The organism is Pseudovibrio sp. Ad37 (assembly GCF_001623075.1).
Lineage (GTDB): Bacteria > Pseudomonadota > Alphaproteobacteria > Rhizobiales > Stappiaceae > Pseudovibrio.
On sequence record NZ_LMCF01000079.1, the window covers coordinates 146,048 to 168,365 of the forward strand.

At 53.2% G+C, this 22,318-nt stretch carries 20 protein-coding genes; 11 read left to right on the forward strand and 9 right to left on the reverse strand.

Annotated features, from left to right (window positions below):
• Positions 1-44: 44 nt before the first annotated feature.
• A complete protein-coding gene (locus PsAD37_RS13595) occupies positions 45-686 on the reverse strand; it encodes an MBL fold metallo-hydrolase (RefSeq protein ID WP_063296599.1) in 642 nt (213 codons plus the stop codon).
• A gap of 92 nt (positions 687-778) precedes the next feature.
• On the opposite strand from PsAD37_RS13595, the gene soxR reads away from it, so the two are divergent.
• On the forward strand, positions 779-1,246 hold the full coding sequence (gene soxR / locus PsAD37_RS13600) for a redox-sensitive transcriptional activator SoxR (protein ID WP_084407786.1): 468 nt from the start codon (positions 779-781) through the stop codon (positions 1,244-1,246).
• Positions 1,247-1,310: 64 nt separating this feature from the next.
• Here soxR and PsAD37_RS13605 read toward each other — a convergent pair whose 3' ends face one another.
• From PsAD37_RS13605 to PsAD37_RS13640, 8 genes are all read right to left on the reverse strand, one after another.
• Entirely contained in the window at positions 1,311-2,039 is a 729-nt protein-coding gene (locus PsAD37_RS13605; RefSeq protein ID WP_063296601.1) for an SDR family NAD(P)-dependent oxidoreductase, read from the reverse strand.
• Positions 2,039-2,845 (reverse strand): cyclase family protein, encoded by an 807-nt coding sequence (locus PsAD37_RS13610; protein WP_063296602.1) that lies wholly within the window; start codon positions 2,843-2,845, stop codon positions 2,039-2,041. Before PsAD37_RS13610 ends, PsAD37_RS13605 begins: the two co-directional genes overlap by 1 nt.
• Positions 2,846-2,847: 2 nt before the next feature.
• The gene (locus tag PsAD37_RS13615) at positions 2,848-4,107 is read right to left on the reverse strand and encodes an SDR family NAD(P)-dependent oxidoreductase (protein WP_063296603.1); all 1,260 of its coding nucleotides are present in this window, start codon (positions 4,105-4,107) and stop codon (positions 2,848-2,850) included.
• Positions 4,107-5,285, reverse strand: coding sequence for a thiolase family protein (locus PsAD37_RS13620; protein ID WP_063296604.1), 1,179 nt, complete (start codon positions 5,283-5,285; stop codon positions 4,107-4,109). The genes PsAD37_RS13615 and PsAD37_RS13620 overlap by 1 nt, the downstream gene beginning before the upstream one ends.
• On the reverse strand, positions 5,282-6,901 hold the full coding sequence (locus PsAD37_RS13625) for an AMP-binding protein (protein WP_063296605.1): 1,620 nt from the start codon (positions 6,899-6,901) through the stop codon (positions 5,282-5,284). The genes PsAD37_RS13620 and PsAD37_RS13625 overlap by 4 nt, the downstream gene beginning before the upstream one ends.
• A gap of 17 nt (positions 6,902-6,918) precedes the next feature.
• Positions 6,919-7,401, reverse strand: a complete 483-nt coding sequence (locus PsAD37_RS13630; RefSeq protein WP_063296606.1) for an aromatic-ring-hydroxylating dioxygenase subunit beta — start codon at positions 7,399-7,401, stop codon at positions 6,919-6,921.
• Positions 7,382-8,737, reverse strand: coding sequence for an aromatic ring-hydroxylating dioxygenase subunit alpha (locus PsAD37_RS13635; protein WP_063296607.1), 1,356 nt, complete (start codon positions 8,735-8,737; stop codon positions 7,382-7,384). The genes PsAD37_RS13630 and PsAD37_RS13635 overlap by 20 nt, the downstream gene beginning before the upstream one ends.
• An 81-nt stretch (positions 8,738-8,818) precedes the next feature.
• Complete coding sequence (locus tag PsAD37_RS13640) at positions 8,819-9,778, reverse strand: PDR/VanB family oxidoreductase (protein WP_063296608.1); 960 nt, start codon at positions 9,776-9,778, stop codon at positions 8,819-8,821.
• Positions 9,779-9,977: 199 nt separating this feature from the next.
• Between PsAD37_RS13640 and PsAD37_RS13645 the strand changes: the two genes are divergently transcribed.
• The 10 genes from PsAD37_RS13645 (at position 9,978) to PsAD37_RS13690 (ending at position 22,253) form a co-directional block, all read left to right on the forward strand.
• On the forward strand, positions 9,978-11,006 hold the full coding sequence (locus PsAD37_RS13645; RefSeq protein ID WP_057465278.1) for a TRAP transporter substrate-binding protein: 1,029 nt from the start codon (positions 9,978-9,980) through the stop codon (positions 11,004-11,006).
• Positions 11,003-11,512 (forward strand): TRAP transporter small permease, encoded by a 510-nt coding sequence (locus tag PsAD37_RS13650; protein ID WP_063296609.1) that lies wholly within the window; start codon positions 11,003-11,005, stop codon positions 11,510-11,512. Before PsAD37_RS13645 ends, PsAD37_RS13650 begins: the two co-directional genes overlap by 4 nt.
• Positions 11,512-12,798 (forward strand): TRAP transporter large permease, encoded by a 1,287-nt coding sequence (locus PsAD37_RS13655; protein ID WP_063288524.1) that lies wholly within the window; start codon positions 11,512-11,514, stop codon positions 12,796-12,798. The genes PsAD37_RS13650 and PsAD37_RS13655 overlap by 1 nt, the downstream gene beginning before the upstream one ends.
• A 30-nt stretch (positions 12,799-12,828) precedes the next feature.
• Positions 12,829-13,302 carry a MarR family winged helix-turn-helix transcriptional regulator gene (locus PsAD37_RS13660; protein ID WP_063296610.1) on the forward strand — a complete coding sequence of 158 codons (474 nt, stop codon included), beginning with the start codon at positions 12,829-12,831 and terminating at the stop codon, positions 13,300-13,302.
• Positions 13,303-13,420: 118 nt separating this feature from the next.
• Positions 13,421-13,942 carry a MarR family winged helix-turn-helix transcriptional regulator gene (locus PsAD37_RS13665; protein ID WP_082597107.1) on the forward strand — a complete coding sequence of 174 codons (522 nt, stop codon included), beginning with the start codon at positions 13,421-13,423 and terminating at the stop codon, positions 13,940-13,942.
• 62 nt (positions 13,943-14,004) lie between these two features.
• Positions 14,005-16,155 (forward strand): indolepyruvate ferredoxin oxidoreductase subunit alpha, encoded by a 2,151-nt coding sequence (locus tag PsAD37_RS13670; RefSeq protein ID WP_063296611.1) that lies wholly within the window; start codon positions 14,005-14,007, stop codon positions 16,153-16,155.
• A gap of 2 nt (positions 16,156-16,157) precedes the next feature.
• Positions 16,158-17,720 (forward strand): indolepyruvate oxidoreductase subunit beta family protein, encoded by a 1,563-nt coding sequence (locus tag PsAD37_RS13675; protein ID WP_063296612.1) that lies wholly within the window; start codon positions 16,158-16,160, stop codon positions 17,718-17,720.
• A gap of 580 nt (positions 17,721-18,300) precedes the next feature.
• The gene (locus PsAD37_RS13680; RefSeq protein ID WP_057465273.1) at positions 18,301-19,578 is read left to right on the forward strand and encodes an aromatic amino acid transport family protein; all 1,278 of its coding nucleotides are present in this window, start codon (positions 18,301-18,303) and stop codon (positions 19,576-19,578) included.
• Positions 19,579-19,648: 70 nt separating this feature from the next.
• Positions 19,649-21,019, forward strand: a complete 1,371-nt coding sequence (locus tag PsAD37_RS13685; protein WP_057465272.1) for an L-serine ammonia-lyase — start codon at positions 19,649-19,651, stop codon at positions 21,017-21,019.
• Between the two features lie 157 nt (positions 21,020-21,176).
• Positions 21,177-22,253 carry an endonuclease/exonuclease/phosphatase family protein gene (locus PsAD37_RS13690; protein WP_063296613.1) on the forward strand — a complete coding sequence of 359 codons (1,077 nt, stop codon included), beginning with the start codon at positions 21,177-21,179 and terminating at the stop codon, positions 22,251-22,253.
• The last annotated feature ends 65 nt before the right edge of the window (positions 22,254-22,318 follow it).

Consider the following 22,318-nt stretch of genomic DNA (forward strand, 5'->3'; position numbering starts at 1 on the left):
ACACGAGTCCAAAGCCGGGGTGGAAACACTCCGGCTTTTTTGCATCAGCGTTCCAGCTCTGCAATCTTCTCATCCATCAGAGCGTGCCATTCAGGCTGGGTGACCTCAACAATCTCATAGTTCCCCATGGCGACACTGCAAAAGATCACATCCACCGGCAGGTCCCGCAGGTTGCGCAGTGAAGTGACGAGCTCTTGCTTGTTGCCGCCATCACTGGACATGATCAGTGTTTTGAAACGACCATTGTCCAGATAGATCGTGTCACCGGTAAACAGATAATTCTTGCCAGTGGGTGAGGGGTAAAAGAAGCACAGGTTGTTGTCCGTATGCCCCGGAGTGTAAATTGCCTGAAATCCGTCAGAGCCCACAAATGGCCCTGAACCCTTTAAAAGCATGTCTGGCTGGACATCACCACTAAAGAACTTTTGAATGTTTTCATGTCCGATCAGCGTTGCACCAAGAACGAACTTCAGCTCGCTTAAACCCTCACTGATCTCGTGATTGTGCGTGAGGTAATGCTCATTGACCCCACCTAACTCGCGCAACTGCGCCGCCTCATCCAAATTCTCAAAGGCTGAGATAAGGATGTTTCGATCTGGTGTTTTCAGAAAATATGCATGCGAGAGCAGTGTTCCAAACCGCTTTTCCATCGGGACTTGCCACAGGTCCGCGTAAATCTTGTTCATCTACCATTCCTTATTGGGTCTTGATTACTGCCATGATCTCTTCTAATTCCTCAAGTAATGTTGAGGTTAAGGCGAAAAATAAAGGAATGGCAATGGTCTCCTTGCAAGGACTAACCGTCGGGCAGGTCGCAGAGCGCAGTGGCATCGCGGTCTCTGCCGTTCACTTCTATGAAGAAAAGGGGCTCATCAGCTCCTGGCGCAACAATGCAAACCACAGAAGATACTCCGCCGCCGTCCTGCGGAAAATTGCCCTAATCAAGGCCGCGCAAAAGCTGGGCGTGTCTCTGAAAGAAATCAAGACAGCCATGGATCAACTGCCCAACGAGAAGAAGATCTCGGCAGCAGATTGGGCCAAACTCTCCACGTGGTGGCAACGGGATCTGGACAACCGCATTGCAGAGCTTCAGGACCTGAGAGCGGGCCTTAACGAATGCATCGGCTGCGGTTGCCTCTCCCTGACAGACTGCCACCTGTTGAACCCAGAAGACAAACTCAGCAGTGATGGAGCAGGCGCCCACTTGCTTGGGTGGCGTCGAAAAATGTCCGCAGAAGAACACTGACTCAGCGGCATCAATCACCTGCAGTCATGACCTGAATCTGATTCAGAACTTTAACTGCACGCAATTACAGCAGAGCAGTTCCCACACTCATCCCACCACAGACAAACAGCGTTTGTCCGGTGATGAAGCTGGACTTCGGGTCCGCAAAGAAAAGGAAGGCATTGGTGATGTCTTCTACCGTGCCAATGCGCCCAACAGGAATGCCATCTGCCAGTTTCTGCTCTTGCTCACTGCCCTTGGGAATGATGCCCCAGAAATTATCTGTCTTCACCGGGCCAGGCGCCACCACATTCACCGTAATCTGATGCTGCGCCAACTCCAGCGCCCACGTCCGCGCCATCCCGATCATTCCAGCCTTAGATGCACTGTAGGCCGTCCGTGTCTTCGCTCCCAATGCAGCACGGGAGCCGTTAAACAACACCCGTCCGAACTGCTTCGCCTTCATGCTCGGCAAGAAGGCTTTGAGCAGCGTCAGCGCTGATCCCAGATGAAGCTGGGCAAGTCCGGCAATATCGTCAGCCTCGGCATCCTCAATCAAATTGGGGAAGATAAGCCCCGCATTGTGAATGAGATGCGTCACCTCATGCTCAGCTGCAATCGCCTCAGCAGCAGCGCTCACTTGCGCCTGATCCAGCAAGTCCGCCTGATGGAAATGCAGTTTGGGATGAGTGAACTCCGGTTCCCGGCGAGAAAGGCAAATGACCGTGTAACCAGCCTCTAGCATTTCCTTGGCAAGCGCAGCCCCAATGCCCTTGTTGCCGCCTGTAATGACCGCTGTGAATTTACCAGACATCAACGACCTCCCTTCGGCACCAGCGCCAGAACGCGCAAAGGGCTACCTGTTCCATTTTTGATCTTCAACGGCGCACATAAGATCATAGCACCTGTGGCAGGCAACTGATCCAGATTGCACATACACTGCAAGCCATACTTGCCAGCCCCGTGCAGATAAAAATGCGCCGGATAGGGCGGCGTATAATGCGCGCCTTGACCCGCATCCGTCCCCACAGTCTCTGTGCCAAACCCGCGAATACTGCGTTCCTCAATCAGAAACCGGATCGCCTCTGGCGTTGGCCCCGGAGAATGCGGCCCGTCATCGCGCATATTCAGATAAGCGGCCCCACGGCGCTTACTCCAGTCCGTGCGCATAAACACCCAACTTTCCGCCGGAATGCGCCCGTGTTCGGCTTCCCAAGCTACAATAATCTCCGGCGACAGCTCAAAATCATCATCCTGCGCAGACCCTTCAGAGCAATCGATCACCACAACCGAGCCAACAAAGTGCTCAGGGGGAATGGAGTCCACCGTGTTATTGGGCAGATCCCGTCCGGAAATCCAATGGATCGGCGCATCAAAATGTGTACCTGTGTGCTCAGAGCAAGTGAAGGTGTTCCACTTCCACGCCGGACCGCGATGGTCATAGGCGGAGATCTCTTCCATGCGAAAGCGCGCGCACTGCCCAAACTCGGGTGGCAGCACGATCACCGGAAAGTCTGGGTCGAGCGTATGCGTCAGGTCCACCACTTCCACATCACCGGAAAGCAAAGCAGAGCTCAGCAGCTCAACCGGGTTCACCAATTTCTCTTTCAAGGCTTCCATGGTTACAGCGCCTCCAGGCTTGTCATTTCTTTTTCAAGCACCTTCGGGCTCTCCATGAACTTGCGCCGGATGTCCTTGGCAATGTCGCCCACATACACATCCTCCAGTCCCGCTTGCAGCGCCTTCACCAGCTCCCTTGCCAGCGTCGAAGCTGGCACCTTGGGAGGAGGCAGCGGTTGATGCCATTCATCCTCGGTCGGCCCGCAATAAACATTAACAACCCGCACACCAGAGGATACCATTTCCGCCCGCAAACACTGTGAGAGCGAATGCGCTGCTGCATTTGAGGCTGAGAAACTGCCAAAGCCGGGGTTGCTGACCAACGAATAGACGGAGAGCACATTCACCCACGCCACAGCACTGTTCACCCCATCCGCACTGCGACCCGCCATGGCTGGGGCAAAGGCCTGTGCAAGCCGCATCATGCCAAAATAGTTGACCTGCATCTCATCCATAGCAAAGCTAACATCACCGCGGCCCTGAATGCCACCGGGGCGCACAAAGCGGGCGTTGTTGATCAGGATATCGACCTTGCCACCAAACTCGCCTGCAAGCTCCTGAACAGAGGAAGTGTCAGTCACATCTAAAGAAACCAGTTCAACACCTTGAAGAGACTCAAGTTTGGCGCGATCAGGGTAAGGTCGCCAGCTCTCAGCCTCTCCAACAAACACCGCAGAAACTCCAGCCTCCAGCAGGTTCTTTGCCAGCGCATAGGCATTCGGATTGCGGGCATCCGTAATCAGAATGCGCCGAAACTTCGGATCGCACGTAAGCTCGCGAAGCTGCATATCATCCTCCTGCAACGGGGCTTTCTCCAGGGGCAAGGCAAGCAAAACACTTTGCCCGGATTTATCGAGCCGATTAATCAACTGCACCTCATCCCCCACCGCCACCTCACTGTGAAGGTGACACATAACGGAGGGGCCAATCTCCAGATGCACCGTCCCAAGCCGCCACGGTGTACGCTCACGGAAATAAGTGTTGGTGCTCGTACGCACAGTAGACGTTGCAATCAGCTTTCCGCGCGACGACACATCCTGCCAAACGAGCCGATCAGACAGACAGGAACTGCAAGCATCCCGCGCAGGGTATTGAACAAACCCACAATCCGGCTCTGCACAGACCTGCAGCATAAACCGCCCCTCAGCGGCAGTTGCGGCCATGAACAGGGCAGAACGGCTACGATAATGAGAAGGCAATGTGGGCACACGAGTGCGCACCTGCGGGTTCTTTTTGGGTGGTTTTTGAAGCGGTGTCACCATCAGCTCACCCCTTCCAAAATCGCCGCACTGGTGCACACGCCGCGGTCGTAGTTGATCACCCCAAAGCCGGAAACCAAAGCCCGCTTGGCATCCGCCACCTGCGTTGCCCCAGCCGTGCCCGTCACCTGCCGGATGGCCTCAACAAGTCCAATAAACCCACCAGCAGCCCCAGCCTGACCAGCAGACAGTTGCCCGCCGGAGGTGTTGTGCGGAAAGTCACCGGAAACGGTCAGGTCTTTGTCCGCAATAAACCGAGCCGCTTCACCTTTCGCGCAAAAACCCAGATCTTCCAGCTGCATCATCACGATGACTGGATAATCATCATAGGTCTGAAGCAGATCCACGCTGCCTGGCCCATGGCCTGCCATGCCGTAAAGCTCATCAATATCCATCTCCCAGCCACCACGCATCTGGATTGGGTCTTCTGCAAAAGCATTGTGCCGCTCAATGGTCGCGCTGATATGCGCATGCGGAATCCCAGAGGCGACCGCATCTTCTTCGCGCATCACCAAAAAAGCTTCAGCACCAGCAACAGGCATCACGCAGTCAAACAGGGTAATCGGATCACTGATCTCACGCCCTGCCAGATAAGCCTCCATGGTCAGTGGCTTCTTCATCACCGCATTCTCATTACGCAACGCATTGTCCCGCTGAGAAACGCAGATCCGGCCAAAATCTTCGCGGCCCACGCCAAACTCACGCATGTAGTAGTCAGTCAGCAGCGCAAAACAGGCATTCGGCCCGCCAGCGCCATAAGGGTAAGAGGCATCCTGCGCAAACCGTGAAAAGCTGGAGAGCATACGCCGGAAACTGTCCACGTGGTTGGTATCCCCCGCAACGCAAGCCACCACAGAGGCATCCCCGCATTGCACCGCCCGCGCAGCCCGGCGTAGCGCGCTTGGGCCACTGGCGCCGCCCTGCGGAATATGATCCAGCCAACGCGGAACCAATCCCAGATGCTGAGTCAGGCCAACAGCCGTATCAGGAAACAGCGAGAAACTGGCGACAGAAAACCCGTCAATATCGCGCGGTGCAAGACCGGCAGATTTGATCGATTGCCGCAGCGCCTTGGCAATCCACCAATGCGCAGTCTCGGTAGAGTAACGCTCATAGGGTGTGCTGGCAGGGGCTGCCACAACAACCCCGTCATACCTCATGCGTTTGCGTGGCTTGATCATGAAACCAGCTGCCTCCGCTTCAAATGGATGGTGTCGAACGCCTCTGATGTTTCAAGCAGTTCAAGTGCCATCTGCTTTTGGGCTGCCCGCTGGATCTTCTGCGTGCCGGTCAGTTTTAGCGAGCTGCAAAACGCGATGTAGCCGGGCACCTTGTAATAAGCCATGCGCTCCAGTCCCCAGCGCACAATCGCTTCTGCGGCGTCCTTCGTTTGTTCGCGGCGCCAGACGATAGAGGCAAACACCTCATCCCCGCGAATGGCATCTGGCACTGGACAAACAGCAACCGCCTCAATGTCCGGATGTTGCATCAAAACGGATTCCACATCCACCGCGGCAATGTTCTCGCCGCTGCGCCGGATCACGTTCTTCTTGCGGTCCACGAAGAAGAAGTCACCATCCTCATCCCGCCGAGCAATATCGCCCGTATGAAACCAGTTGGCTTTCCATGCCTCATTGGTCGCTGCTTCGTCCTTGAAGTAATGGGAGAAGAACCCGACATGCGGATCATCGCCCTTGCGCCGCACCAGCAACTCACCGGGGTCGGTTCCTGTAACAGGCACACCGTCATCACCCATGATGCACGCATCCATCTCAGGTCCGGGCTTACCAAGGCAGTTCATGCCGCGCTTACGAGGCTCCTGATTGGCCGCAATCACAGATCCTGCACCGGTTTCCGTCATGGCCCACGCTTCCACCAGAGGAATTCCAAAGCGCTCCTCAAACGGAACATGCAGCTTGGAATCAATGCCCGCCCCAAAACCAAAGCGAACAGAATGGGCTTTGTCTTCCGGCACTTCTGGTAGGCTCATCAGGATCGATGGCATAACGCCCAGATAATGTAGGCAAGTCGCGCCACTATCCCGCACATTCTGCCACCAGGAACGCGGGTGGAACCGGTCCAGAACTGTCAGGCACCCGCCAACAGCAATCATCGCCATGGCAGAATATGCCATCGCATTCATATGGAAGATGGGCAGGGGAGTAATCATCCGCTCGCCATCCTCATTCAGCGCACACGTGCCGCCTGCATTGGCGTACCAACGCCCCGCTTCCAGAAAGTAGCGGTTAGCCAGCACACAGCCTTTCGGGCTCCCGGTGGTGCCAGAGGTGTAGAGCATCGCCGCAGGGTCTTCTTGCGCAGGCGAATAGATCTCATCTGAAGGCGTGCGCACAACGGGCAGGGCATCATCCAGTGTGGCACAGGCAAAGCCTTGCCCGCTGTCACGCGCTGCCTGTTCCATATCTGCTTTGCGCTCACGTGTTGAGACCGCTAGAACAGGCTCTGCATGTCTGCCGATGTATTCAAGCTCAGAGCTTTGCAGGTCAGGATTGATCGGAACAATCACCACACCAAGCGCATTCAGGGACAACCAGTGCAGAAAGAAGGCGGGACGATTTTCAAGCAGAACCAGAACACGGTCTCCAGCTTGAAGGCCAGCTTGCCGATAGCGCGCCACCGCACCCTGCGCCTGAACCAATGCTTCTGCGTAGAAGGTCTCTCCAGCCTCAATGCTGAAAAGCTCGGCAGTCTCAGGCAACGCATTCACAAACGGACGATCTGGCCACTTTTCAGCAGTGGCGCAAAATGCATCGAAAACAGATTTATGCTCAATCATTCAAACAACCTGTTTTCTCAAATGAACAGCTGGATGTTGCCAAAGGCAGCATCACAGTTGAGCAGATCAACCCGCTTCAGCTTAATTTTCAGCTCATCCTCGGCCATCTCAAAATGATGATGAACCGTAGCCGTCAGCAAGAACTGGTCATCGAGCCGCGTCTCCACATAATGAACAGCAGTGCGGGTGATAAACTGGCCCGCCTTCGGATCAAAAGCCTCGATGCTTGGGCGGTTCAAAACATGAGAGCAGCGGCTCTTGGGTTTTTGCGAAAAGGTGCGCAGGCCATTGAGGCGCTCAACACGAAGCTTCCGCAAAAATGCATCCTCATACATAAGCGAGGTCATGTTTTTCGGGTTGTCCTGCTGATAATCCAGCGGCATCCAGTAGTAGCTGTCAGAGCCCCAAAGCTCCAGCCACTCATCAAAACGGCCTTCATCAATCACCCGGGCTTCATGGTAGACAAAGTCGATCAGGTCATCACGCGTCGGTAAGGTCACGAGCTTCGGCCTCCATGCTTGCAACAACAAACTTCTTCCAGGCATGGAACTGATTGCGCATCTGGCGTTCCGTTGTCCCGTTCTCAACGGCTTCTTCATCCAGGTTTTCGTCAGCATCATAAAGACGCTGCACATTCACCCACTCAAGTTCCTGAGAATGCAGGCCTTCCTGCGCACGCTCATACATCTCCAGATCATCGTGCCCAACAATGGAGGTTGGTGCGTTGATCAGGCGGTTGTACATGGCCGTGCGCTCAAGCAGCATGTCCGGTGCATCAACAAGGCGGAAGATATAGCTTTCAACCAGTGTCTTATTGGCGGCCAATGGAATGAACACACGCAACTGCTGGATAGGGCCTTTGATCATGATGTTCGGAAAATAGACCGTGTTATGCCGGTTTTCACCCAAAATAGCCTTGGCACGTTCTTCGCCATAGGCCTCCACCATCATCTCCAGATAACCGGGAATAGCAGAGTAATCCGAGTGAATGGAATGATGCACACCTGTATGACCATGACCATTCGGCCACGTGCGAATGCCCATATCCTCAAAGAACTCATAGGGTGACATGAATGGCGCAATCACCTCCATCGCCATAGGCGTTTTGGTGTTCTCGTCCTTTTCTATGCTCTCCCAGATCTCAACCGCGGTGCCAGCGGAACTTTCATGAGCAACCATCGGGTGACAGGTGTCCGTCTGGTTATCAACCAGCATCTTCCAGTTACAATTGTGCATGTAGCGCAGCGGCGGGCCAGCCACCTCTAGCTTACCAACCGGAGAGCGGTCCACCATATTGTCGAGAGAGGAGAGGGAGCCGCCGAAGAACTCCTCAAAGCTGATGCCCTCTTGGTTCATGCGCACAAAGATAAAGCCGCGATAGTTCTTCACCGCACCCACAGGCGGCAGACCGCTTTGCCCAGCCTCGCTCTGCTCAAAACCGGTGTCTTTGTACCCCTTCTTCAGCGGAATCGCGAGCAGCTTGCCATTGGTGCGGAACGACCACGCATGGTAAGGACAGCGGAAAAACTTGCCCGTGTTACCTGTACGGTCAATGACGATCTTGGTGCCTTTATGCGGGCAGCGATTGTGCAGCACATACACCTCGCCATCCGTATGCCGTGCCAGCAAAATAGGCTGAGCAGCAACATCGGTCGCGAAATAATCGCCAGCATTGGGCACCTGACTTTCATGCCCCACATAAACCCATGTGGAGGCAAACAGATGCTTCATTTCTAAGGCAAACACTTCATCGTCGATATACAGATCACGATGAACCTCAGCGGGGCGCACAAGGTCGGCCACCGCCTGCGGGTTATCTTTGTATTTCATGGTCATAAGCTCCCCTCCCAAAAAGCTTAGAGCGCATACTGACCGGAGCTAAAATGCGTCCCTCCGGAAAATACGCGAAATTATCTTTTACAAATCCAGCACCAGTCGTTTGGACTTGGCGCGCGACACGCAAATATGCATCACGTCACCAGCCGCTTTCTCATCATCACTCAGCACCACATCCCGGTGGTCTGGTTCACCCTCAAGCACATCCACCTGACAAATCCCGCAGTCCCCGCGCTGGCAATCGTAAACAAGGTCTACGCCGCCGTCTTCCAGCACATCCACGATGGATTTATCCTGCGGCACCCAAAACACCTCGCCAGAGGATTTAACCTCTACCTCAAACCCGTCACTGTCATCATCGCCTGAAGAAGCAGCGCTAGCAAACAGTTCAAAGTGGATTTGCTCCTTACCAAAGCCAGCAGTCAGCGCCGTCTCGCGCACGGCCTCAATCATTCCCTTCGGACCACATACATAGATATGGCTGCGAGTATCGAGCGTAGGAATGAGAGCGCCAAGATCCAGACAGCACTCAGGATTGTCATCACTATGGATGTTCAATGCATCACCGCAGAGGTCTGCAAGCTCATCCTTGAATGCCATCCCCTCCAGCGTGCGGCCAGAGTAGTGCAGGGCATAGGCTTTGCCTGCGCGCTTCAACGCAGCAGCCATGCTGATGATCGGCGTCACACCAATGCCGCCTGCAACCAGAACAACCGGTCTGTCGTCTGCAATCAGCGGAAAATCGTTCTTTGGCACGTCAACCTGAACAGTGTCACCCACCTGCAAAGAATGCATGTAAGCCGAACCGCCACTTCCGTCTTGCTCCAAAAGTATACCGAGCATGTATCGTTGATTCTCGTAGGGTAAGTTTTCACCAAAATCGATCAGAGAATATTGACGAGAAGAACCATCCTTAAGTTGAGCTGCGATATGTGCACCAGCTTCAAATTGCGGAAGCTGCGCATTATCTTCGGCTTTGAGAACAAACTGTTTGATTTTTGGGGCGGCCGTCCGAACCCCCTCAATAATAAGTGTTTTCATGCTTTTTGGCGTCCTCCCTCAGAGCCAAAACAAGGAGAGTCTCCTCTCGCATAAATGAGAAATATAATATGCGATATCATATAAAACAATGTCAATGCATGAACTGGAAATAGTTTCCATTTCATATTTGTGCTTGATTAACCCACGGTATGTGTGCACATTTTTCTTATTCATCCTGTATTCTCTGGGGAGGGAGAACATGAATAAGAAACTCAAGATATTTGCAGCTGCAACTATTACCGCGCTCTCTGTCAGCGCATCTGCCATGGCGCAGGAAACCGTATTGCGCATGTCCAGCTGGCTACCACCGGCACACCCGATCGTAAAAGGCATGATGGTGCCTTGGGCGGCCAAAGTGAAGGAAGTCACAGAGGGACGCGTCTCTGTGCAAATCCTCGACGCACCGCTCGGCCCGCCACCAGCCCACTTTGACCTCGCCGCAAACGGCATCGCTGATCTCACATACGGCGTGCACGGTTACACACCGGGCCGCTTTAAACTCACACAGATTGCAGAACTGCCATTCCTTGCAACGGACGCCACCAGCTTGTCCGTTGCCTACTGGCGTCTCTATGAAAGCACGCTGGCAAAAGCCAACGAGCACCGCGGCTCAAAGGTTCTGGGCGTCTTCACCCATGGTCCCGGCCTGCTTTACACAACCGACCGTGCCGTCTCACCTCTGAGCGAGCTGAAAGGCGCAAAGATCCGCGTCGCTGGCAGCATCACCAACCAGCTGGTTCAGGCTATGGACATGGTGGCCATTCAGGCGCCAGCACCGCAGTCCTATGAGATCCTGTCCGGCGGCATTGCAGATGGCATCGTGTTCCCGACTGAATCCATCCCGTTCTTCAAGCTGGATGGCCTGCTTAGCAACGGCTTGCGCGTAGAAGGCGGACTTTACAACGTCTCCTTCTTCTTCATCGCCAACAACGCCAAGTTCTCCAGCTTGTCAGAAGCGGATCAGAAAGCCATTGAGGCCATCTCTGGTGAAGCCTTCTCCCGTCTTGCGGGCGCTGCATGGAATGCTGCGGATGCATGGGGTCTGGAGCAGATGGAAGGCAAAGTGACCATTCACGATGCCACCGCAGAAGAGCGTGCTCAACTGGAAGAAGCCACCCGTCCAATGTTTGACGGTGTTGCCAAATCCTACGGCGAAAAAGGCATCGACTTTGAAGTTGCCATGGACATGCTCCAAAAAGAAGTTGCAGCGGTTGCCTCTGAAAAATGAGTGGGAATCTGGTTGATCTAGCAGCGCGCGCCCGACGAAAGCTTCGTTCGGGCGCCTCTGTGCTCTGCGGAATACTGCTTCTGGCGCTGGTCGCAGTAACGGTCATTGATGTGATTGGCCGTTACCTGTTTGCAAGCCCATTGCCCGGAGCGCCGGAATATACAGAACTGCTGCTCATGGCGGTGATCTTTACAGGCCTTCCAGCGGTGTGTCTGGATGACGGGCACATCACGGTAGACCTGTTCACCTCCAAGTTCAAAGGCGGAGTTGCCGCCCTGCAAATGTTCTTTTCGCGCATGTTTGTAGCTGTGGTCCTGTCCGTTGTGGCTTGGGAGCTCTGGCAACACGGAACGCAGCTTGCGAGTTATCAGGAAGTTACGGTGTATTTACGCATCCCTCTTGCTCCATTTGCAAAAGCAGCCGGTGTCATTTGTGCGTTTTGCGCATTCATCACATTCGTGCTTGCCGTTTTGAGAATTCCTAGAGGTGTTGGGGGCGGTTCCTGATGGAATGGTATCTGGGTCTTGCCATCCTGATGGCATTGATTTTTGTAGGCGTGCCGATTGCTTTTGCAATGGCTGCCGTTGGTTTTTTTGGAGTTGCGTCCATCATTGGATTGCCTCCTGCTTTTCACCTTGTCGGGCAGGTCTATTTTGACAGCGGTCGAAGCTACACCTTGTCTGTGGTGCCCCTGTTCCTGCTCATGGGAAATCTCATCGTCCAGTCTGGCATTGCCAGTGACATGTATACGGCGGCAAACGCCTGGTTGAGACACCGTAAGGGCGGTCTGGCCATGGCAACCATCGTTGCTTGTGGCGGCTTTTCCTCGGTTTGCGGATCATCTCTGGCGACCACCGCAACCATGGCACGCGTCTCTCTGCCAGCCATGCGCCGGTTTGGGTATTCGGACCGCTTGGCAACATCTTCCATCGCAGCAGGTGGAACGCTGGGTATTCTGATCCCGCCCTCCGTCATTCTTGTCATCTACGGCATTCTCACACAGCAAAACATCGGCGCACTGTTCCTGGCTGGCATCCTGCCGGGCCTTGTCGGTGTCATCGGCTACATGCTCGCCGTGCGCTTGTCGCTCTTCATGTTTAAGGAAGAGCTGGAAGTTCAGAGCAAACTGCCACTGATAGAGCGGATCATCGCTCTGCGCGGTGTGTCATGGGCATTGCTTTTGTTCGTCTGCGTGCTGGGAGGCATCTATCTCGGCGTCTTCACGGCCACGGAAGCCGCTGGCATCGGAGCAGGCGGAGCGCTGGTTCTGACCGCAATGCGGGGCAAACTGACATATCGGGAGACGCTCAACACCTTATTCGAGACAGCCAAAACCACAGCTGTGATGTTCTTCATTCTGTTCGGGGCTCTCTATTTCCTGAACTATGTGAACATTTCCGGTCTGACGACGGACCTGCGCACATGGGTAAATGCCCTTGGCGTCGGGCCTTATGCCATCATCACCATGATCGTGCTGATCTATCTGGTGCTGGGGTGCCTGCTGGAAAGCCTGTCCATGGTCACGCTCACAGTGCCGATTCTCTTTCCAATCGTCACAGGGCTTGGGTTTGACCCGATCTGGTTCGGCATCTTCGTCATTATCGTCACAGAAATGAGCTTCATCACGCCTCCAATCGGCATGAACGTGTTTGTTATGCGCTCAGTTGCGCCTGAGGTGCCGGTCGAAAAGATATTTGTCGGTGTAGTTCCATTTGTTGCTATGGATGTTGTGCGCTTGATCCTGCTAATTGCAGTTCCGGGACTCGCACTTATCATTCCGTACTCAATGTAGCGCGGCAAAAACAAAAGAAGAGGCTGGCCGGTGGACGCAGACCTGAATGAAATCGACACGCATGAAAAGGAATCCGGCTTTGTAGACGGGTACCTTTTGTATCTGCTGGCATCGGCAAGCCATCTGGCAAGCGGGCAGTTTCACGAAGAAATCCGGGGCGCAGGCGTACGCGTCCCGGAATGGCGCGTACTGGCGTGCCTCAGAGACAATGACGGCCAGATGGTCACTCAGTTGGCCCGCTTCGCTTTGATGGAGCAATCTCACCTCACCAAAACCATCGATCAGATGACAGAAAGAGGGCTGGTGACACGCCGCTCTGATGAAGCAGACCGCCGCCGTGTCCGCATCTTTTTAAGCGAGAAGGGCAGAGAACTCGCCGGTCAACTCGTCACGCAGGCCAGTGCTCATGAAGAGCGGTTGATCCGTCAGCTTGGCATGAATGATATCACGCAGGTGAAAGGTTTTCTCTCTCACATGATCGAGACTCTCGAAAACAATGAATGATCACATATTTACGCTATAATCTACAGGATTGCAGTTGATATAAATATGTAAATGCATATAATCATTTCAAGCTCTACGAGAGAGGTGGGGCTTGTTCAAAAAAGAAAGAGTGCACCACATGAACGAGATTCTCGGTGATCAAGCTCCCGAAACTGAACAGGACGGACAACACTCAAAACCGGTATCCACGCCGAGAACTCTGGGAGAGGTCGGGCTGGGCCATTTTGCGCCCTATCTGATGAACCGGATCATGGGCAGATACAACGAGAGTCTGCGCGAAAAACTGAGCAGATCAGGGTTGTCGGTCGCCAAAATGAGAGCACTTGCTGTGTTGTCAGTCGTGGACGGGCTGATGATCAATGAACTCTCGGTTTATTCGGTGATCGAGCAATCGACTTTGAGCCGCACGCTGGATGCGATGGAAAAGGAAGGCCTGATCCACCGTAAAGCGAGCGAGCAGGACAACCGCGTGCGCCATATTTTTCTGACAGAGGCTGGACGGTCTGCCTTTGCTGAAATGTGGCCGCATATGCGCGACGAATACAGCACAATGTTCACTGGCGTCTCGCAAGCCGAGCATGACGCCTTTTTGGTGACACTGCGCAAGGTGCTGGCAAACATACGAAAGCACGACTTCTAGGGCGCGTTTCTCTTCATTGAGCTCGCACCAACTGGATCTGTCATGCTTTCTGGGGAGAGAGTATGGCAGAAAGATCTTTTGTCAAAGAGGTCGAAAAACTTCGCGCAGGTGAGGGCGAAGTGTTCCGCGGTGAAGGCATTCTGGCCATCACCAAAGCACTGCTGGAAAATGGTGTTGGCTATGTTGGCGGCTATCAGGGCTCGCCAATCAGTCACCTCATGGATGTTCTGGCTGATGCGCAGGATATTCTTGGTGAGTTGGGCGTGCATTTTGAAGCCAGCGCCAGCGAGGCTGCCGCCGCCGCCATGCTGGCCGCATCCGTTCACTATCCCATTCGCGGCGCAGTCACCTTCAAGTCAACAGTCGGCACCAATGTTGCCTCTGACGCATTGGCAAACCTGTCGTCCGGTGGTGTCACCGGTGGTTCCCTTGTGATTGTCGGAGAAGACTACGGCGAAGGCTCTTCCATCATGCAGGAGCGCAGCCACGCCTTTGCAATGAAAAGCCAGATCTGGCTGCTCGATCCGCGTCCCAATCTGCCATCCATCGTCAAAGCTGTTGGTGATGGTTTTGAACTGTCAGAAGCCTCAAACACACCGGTTATGCTTCAAGTGCGCATCCGCAGCTGTCATGTCCATGGTGAGTTCACCACCAAAGACAACCAGCGCCCATCCATGAGCGTGGCTGATGCTCTGGAGAACCCCAGGCGTGACCTGAACCGCATTGTCTTGCCACCAGCCTCCTTCCTCCATGAGCAGGAGAAGGTGACAACGCGCTTGCCTGCCGCGCTGGATTATATTCAAACGCATAAACTGAACGAGCTGTTCGGCCCTCAGGGTCGCAATGTCGGGATTATCCTGCAAGGCGGTATGTATAACGGCGTCATCCGCGCACTGCAGCGCTTGGGCCTTGCCGACATCAACGGCGAAACGCAAATCCCGCTTTACGTCATGAATGTAACCTATCCGCTTGTTCCATCTGAAATCACCGAGTTCTGCCGCACCAAAGAGGCCGTGCTGGTGGTGGAAGAGGGCTATCCTGATTATCTGGAGCAAGCCGTTGGTTCCATGCTGCAAAAGGAAGGCCTCAGCACCAAACTGGAAGGGAAAGGACCATTCCCGGAAGCTGGTGAATATACTGGACAGGTGATGCTGGACAGCATCCAGACCTTCCTTGTAACCCATTGCGATGCGTTGCCCGGCAAAGGGCGCGCACCAAACACACCTGGAGCCCTGCCAGACATCAAAGAGCTGCAAGAGGTCGTTCCCATGCGCCCGCCCGGGTTCTGCGTGGGGTGTCCGGAACGCCCAATTTTCGCTGCCACCAAACTGGTGGAAGATGAACTTGGCCCGCATCACATAGCTTCAGATATCGGCTGCCACCTGTTCTCCATCATGCCACCCTTTGGCATTGGCTCCACCACCATGGGGTATGGATTAGGCCCGGCCTCGGCTTCTGCATTCAACACAACGGAAACAGATCGAAGGTCCATCTCATTTATGGGAGATGGCGGCTTCTGGCACAACGGCCTGACCACCTCTATCGGCAACGCGGTCTTCAATCAAAATGACGGCGTGATCGTCATTGTCGACAATTACTATTCAGCGGCCACAGGCGGGCAGGACATCCTGTCCTCAAGGGCAAACAACAAAAGCAAGTCCACCAAACACCCGATCACCGAAGCGGTGAAAGGCGTTGGCGTCAAATGGGTCCGTCAGCTTGACCGCACCTATGACGTCACCCAGATGCAATCAATCCTGAAGGAAGCGCTGACCACTGATGTCAAAGGACCAAAAGTCATCATCGCGTCTTCAGAATGCATGCTCAACAAACAGCGCCGCGAAAAGCCGATCATCAATCAGGCCGTGAAAGAGCAAAAGCGCGTCGTCAAAACCCGCTTTGGTGTTGATGAAGATGTCTGTACAGGGGACCACGCCTGTATGCGCTTATCCGGCTGCCCGTCGCTGACAGTCAAGGATCTGGATGACCCGCTGCGCGATGATCCCGTCGCGCATATCGACCAGAACTGCGTGGGCTGCGGCAATTGCGGGGAGGTTGCAGACGCCGCCATCCTCTGCCCATCCTTCTATCAGGCTGACACCATTCACAACCCAAGCAAAACCGAACGCTTCTTCAGTAAGATACGCGGTCGCATCATTTCCACGCTGCAAAACTGGCGAGAGCGCCGATCTCTGATCATTGAGGAGGCATAAGTATGGATATCGACACTCAATGGCAGGCTTTGGGATCAGGCGAGGATGAAACCCGCACCATCACGAAAATTGCCATTTTCGCCGTTGGCGGGCAGGGCGGCGGTGTCCTCACAGACTGGATCGTCAACTTAGCTGAAGCCAACGGCTATAAAGCCCAGTCCACCTCTGTCGCAGGTGTCGCCCAGCGCACGGGCGCAACAATCTATTACGTCGAAATGGCACCTGATACTGGCAAAGCCCCTGTCTTCTCTCTCAGCCCAGCGCAAGGCGATGTCGACATCGTCATTTGCGCCGAACTCATGGAAGCAGGCCGCGCCGTTATCCGTGGTTTCGTGACAGCTGATAAGACAACGCTGATCGCCTCATCTCACCGCATTTTGGCGGTCTCGGAAAAGATCGTGCCGGGCAAAGGGGAGCAGGACAGTGATGTCGTCCTCTCTCGTCTCGGAAATGCCTCCCAAAAACTGGTTGCCTTCAATATGGAAGAGGTCGCCGCAGACAATGGCAGCGTCATCTCCTCCAGCCTGTTCGGCGCACTTGCCGGTTCCGGCGCATTGCCATTTCTCAAAAGCACCTATGAAGACACCATCCGCAAGGGCGGCAAAGGCGTCAAAGCAAGTCTGGCCTCTTTCAATGCGAGCTTCGAGCACGCCCAGTCATCAGCTGCTGCTGGAAGCGCTGGTACCAGACGACCAGAACAACCCAAGTCTGAGAAGGCACTCACAGTCCGCGGGCCTGAGAAGAAACGCGCAGCCTGGCAACTGCTTTTATCCCGTATTGAAGCGCTTCCAAAACAGGTTCACGAGATGGCGCTGGCAGGGCTGCGCAAGACCGTTGAGTTTCAGGATCTGGAATACGGTGAGGAGTATCTCAATCACCTCGAGATTGTACTCGCAAGTGATACCGAAAATGGCAACTGGGAATTCACCAGAGTTGCGGCCAAGTATATCGCAAATGCTATGTGTTATGACGACACGATCCGTGTTGCCGACATAAAAACGCAAAAAACACGCTTGCAACGCGTTGAAAGGGAAATCGGGTTAGGCGCAGAAAATCAGCTGGAACTGACCGAATATCTCCACCCACGTATGGAAGAAATCTGCGGAACTCTGCCAGTTCAGCTTGGTAAATGGGTCGAAGCCCGTCCTAAAGTGTTCAACTGGCTGGATAGAAGGGTGAACAAAGGGCGACGCATAAGAACGCACTCCGTTCGAGGCTTCCTCAGCCTCTGGCTCATCAGCAGCCTGAAACCCTGGCGTCGCAGTTTTCTGCGCCATGAAATTGAGACAGAACATCTCCAAAACTGGCGGGATCTTGCGATAAAGACCGTGCATTCGGACTATGATCTTGCTGTTGAGATCCTCACTTGTCGCCGGCTCATCAAAGGATATTCGGACACACATAAACGCGGGCACTCCAAATTTGACCGGGTTCTTTCCTCTCTCACACTCCTGAAAGACAGAAAAGACGCCGCAGATTGGCTCAGGCGTCTCAGAGAAGCCGCGCTTTTGGATGAAAAAGGCGAAGCCTTGGAAGGTGCATTGAAGACAATTCAAACCCTCTGATTGAAAACAGGGGGAAAGAATGTCGCATTTGAAATTTTTCCTCCGATTATAATTAATGTATGCATTTGTGTGCCTTAGCGAAAATACGGTGTTTTTCCAGGCGCACAAAATGCGCGTGCAAGGGGCATATTGTCATCATTTGAGGACGGGTGAACGCATTGGATTCAGGCATACACCTGAATGCAATTTTACTTATGCGAATTACTCAAATGACGCCAAAGTACCTCTAGGTCAGTGATATACGCTTGGGAAACAGTGTGTTGACTGCATATATTAGAATGCGCGTATATTGCGTGAACTGCAGGTCTGACGAAGAGCCGAAGCTGATTAATAGGAATTCAGTGAAAAATCCTATTTAATATAATTATTTACAGCGCCGCGGCAGATTGTTGCACGCGCACTGGGGTCTCGCGCTATTAAACTGAAGTCGTATTCAGTATCGCTGCGTTATTATGGCGCGCAGGATGTGTATTAAAACGTATGGTCTTAAAATTTTAACATAAGTATATCAGGTCCCCGTCCTAGAGAGATTGGGAAATTCTCCTAGGGCACATGAGTGGCACATGGGGAAATAAAAGAAATGTCAAGCATCAATGCGACCGAAGTCGAAGTCGCCCCGAAAGAAACGGTTAAATATACAAAAGAAGATCTTACCTGGTCTTTGTCCATGTTCGGTACCGCCGTCGGTGCCGGTGTTCTGTTTCTTCCAATCCGTGCAGGTCTTGAAGGCTTCTGGCCACTGATCCTGATCGCAGCTCTCGTAGGTCCAATGACCTACTTCTCTCACCGCGCACTGGCTCGCTTTGTTCTTTCCTCCAAGAACAAAGACGCAGACATCACCGACGTGGTTGAAGAACACTTTGGTAAAGCAGCAGGCTTGCTGATTACCTTCTTCTATTTCTTCGCGATTTACCCAATCGTGTTGATCTACGGTAACGCGATTACCAACACCATCGATAGCTTCATCGTCAACCAGTTGGCAATGCCTGCAGTTCCACGCTGGCTCCTCTCTGGTATTCTCGTTGCAATGATGATGGGTGTAATGATCCTTGGTCGCCGCCTGATGCTCGTCGCAACTGAGCTTCTGGTGTACCCACTGGTGATCATCCTGTTCGGTATGTCTGTATACCTGATCCCATCCTGGTCTTTTGAAGCCATGAGCTTTGATATGATCCCAGAAACTGGCACTTTGCTGACAGTGGTGTACCTCACCATTCCAATGCTTATCTTCTCCTTCAACCACAGCCCAGCCGTCTCCTCCATGGCTCTGGCTCAGCGCGAAGCACATGGCGATAACGCAGTTGCAAAGTCCGACATCATCCTGAAGCGCGCATCTGTGATGCTCCTCGGTTTCGTTATGTTCTTCGTATTCAGCTGCGTTCTCGCACTGACACCTGAACAGCTGATGGAAGCAAAACAGCAGAACCTGCCAGTCCTGTCTTACCTTGCAAACGTGTTTGACAGCCCACTGATCTCCTTCATGGGTCCATTGGTTGCGTTCCTTGCAATCTTCTCTTCCTTCTTTGGTCACTACCTTGGCGCAAAAGAAGGTCTTGCAGGCATTGCTAAGAAAGCTGCTCCAAAAGCTGTCGAAGGCCTGGGTGAAAAGAAATTCAACACACTGCTCGTTGCATTCTTCTTCTTCTCCGTCTGGGGTGTTGCAATCATCAACCCATCCGTTCTTGGCATGATTGAAGGCCTGGGTGCTCCGTTCATCGCAGCAATCCTGTTCCTGATGCCAATGTACGCAATCAAAAAAGTCCCAAGCATGAAGAAGTACGACGGTGCGCTGTCCAACATCTTCATCACCATCATGGGCATTGTCGCAATCTCTGCGATCGTAAAAGGCCTCTTCTAAGAAGGCCAACTAACAAAAATGAACCGGTGTCTTCGGACACCGGTTTTTCTCTCCCACTGAGGTTCACGTTATGTTCAGCGTTTTTGACATCTTCAAAATCGGTGTAGGTCCATCCAGCTCCCATACAGTCGGGCCTATGAAAGCGGCAAAGCAGTTCATTGATAGCCTGCGTGCTCAGGATAAACTGCGTGATGTGACGCGTATTGCAGTTGACATATACGGCTCTCTGTCGCTGACAGGCAAAGGCCACCACACAGACACAGCAATTATTATGGGGCTTGGTGGCAACTCTCCGGAAACCGTTGATATTGACAGTATTCCAGAGTTCATTCAGCGCGTAGAACAAACTGGTCGCCTCCCGGTTGGCATGCATTGCCACGTGGTTGACTTCCCGAGTGATGCAATCACATTCAATCGTCCAGCACTTGAGTTGCATGAAAACGGCATGTCCATCCATGCCTTCGCAGGTGGAGAAAAGATCTTCTCCAAAACCTACTATTCCATCGGCGGTGGTTTCATCGTGGATGAAGAGAATTTCGGTAAGGCTTCAGAAAACGAAGTTTCAGTGCCTTATCCATACAAATACGCTTCAGAATTGCTGGAGCATTGCCGCCAAAACGGTATGAGCATTTCCGCGCTTGTTCTGGAAAACGAAAAAGCATTCCGCAGTGAAACAGAACTGCGTGAGAGCTTTGGTCGTGTCTGGAATGTGATGCGCGATGGCATAGAGCGTGGCAGCAACACGGAAGGTCTGCTGGCAGGCCCGCTCAAAGTCCCACGCCGTGCAGCAGCACTACGCCGTCAGCTGACGGCGACAGAGCGCAGCAGCAACGACCCGATGGCAACGGTTGATTGGGTCAACATGTTCGCGCTGGCCATATCAGAGGAAAATGCAGCAGGTGGTCGCGTTGTAACAGCACCAACCAACGGTGCTGCAGGCATCATTCCTGCGGTTCTCGCGTACTATGACAAGTTTATCGAACGTCTTGAGCCTGAGCACTACACAAAGTTCTTCCTCGCCTCAGGCGCCATTGGAGCGTTGTATAAGACCAATGCATCCATCTCTGGTGCAGAAGTTGGCTGTCAGGGTGAAGTTGGAGTGGCGTGCTCCATGGCAGCAGCAGGCCTTGCAGAGCTGTTAGGTGCGAGCCCGGCTCAGGTCTGCATTGCAGCTGAAATCGGTATGGAGCACAATCTGGGTCTCACATGTGACCCTGTTCTCGGACAGGTTCAGGTGCCTTGCATCGAGCGCAACGCAATAGCTTCTGTCAAAGCGATCAACGCAACACGTATGGCTATGCGCCGAAACTCAGATCCATGTGTTTCTCTCGATAAAGTCATCGCGACCATGTACGAAACCGGCAAGGATATGCTGGCAAAATACAGAGAAACCTCACAGGGTGGTCTTGCGCTTAAAGTGGTGCCGGTCGCAGCAGAGTAAGCAGCAACCAATGTGTTTAAGATAGGAAAGCTGGCCTTTGGGTCAGCTTTTTTTGTTTTGCTCAGCCATTTTGCGGAAACACTTAAAACTGCAAGAACACTCGGAACGGGCCACTAACCCATGTTTGGTACTCCCAAAAGAAAAAAGGGAGAAACCCATGAAATCCTTGCTACTGGGTGCAACGATCATCGGATTGGCCATGCCGACAGCCCTCGCTCAAGACAAGCCTGTCACGATCGTCAGTTACAACGTGCAAAATCTCTTCGACACCATTGATGATGAGAACAATCCACGAGATGACACCTACCTTTCCAAAGAAGCAAAAGAAGCCCGTGGTAAGGATCATGAAGACGCTTGTGAGAGCTATAATGATAAAGGTTCCCACTATTACAAACAATGCATTGAGCTGAACTGGGGCGAGGAAAGCTACAAGCAAAAATTGATGACACTGGGTGCTGTCATTCGTTCCTTCCCGGAAACGCCGGACATTCTGGTTTTACCTGAAACAGAAAACAAAAAGGTGCTTGATGATCTGGTCAACAAAGCACTGGCCGGTCTGGACTACACCTCAGTCATTCAGCTGGACACCTCCAACAATGAGCACAATCGCGGTATCGATGTTGGCATCATCTCGCGTTTGCCGCTTAAGGGAGAGCCAGAGACAATTAAAGTGTTTGGCGAAGATGGCGACAATCCCCACGATTGCCAGCCAACGCGGGATATTGTGAAAGCTCAGTTTGAGATGCCAGACGGCGAAACAATGCATGTCTTCGGTGTTCATTCGGCCTATCAATGCCGGAAAGATGCGATGGAAGTGCTGAACAAGGAGCGTGCAAAGCTTCCTGATGACGCAAATGTGGTTGCTGCTGGCGACTTCAATTTCAATTGCACAGACATTCAAAATGGTGAGTTTCAGGCCCTGGCGAGAGAAGGGAACTGGAGTTATCCGCCTGAGATTGTCGGCTGTGCAGCCCCGGGCAGCGCATTTTACTATAAGGATCAGAGCTGGTCCTTCCTGGATATGATCCTCGTTTCCGGTGCATTGCGTCCGGATCAGGACAGTAACAGCACATGGTTTGCTGATCTGGGCAGCTTCCACACAGTTGTCACGCACCCGAGCCAGTACGCACAGGATGCAAGAAATCGAGTACGCCCAAAGCGCTTTAATCCCGACAATAATCAGGGCGCCAGCGATCACTGGCCAGTCCTGATGCGGTTTCTGAAACGTTTCTGATAGCCGCTTACAACACTGCAAAAAAAGAACCGGCCTGAAAGTTCAGGCCGGTTCTTTGCTGTTTA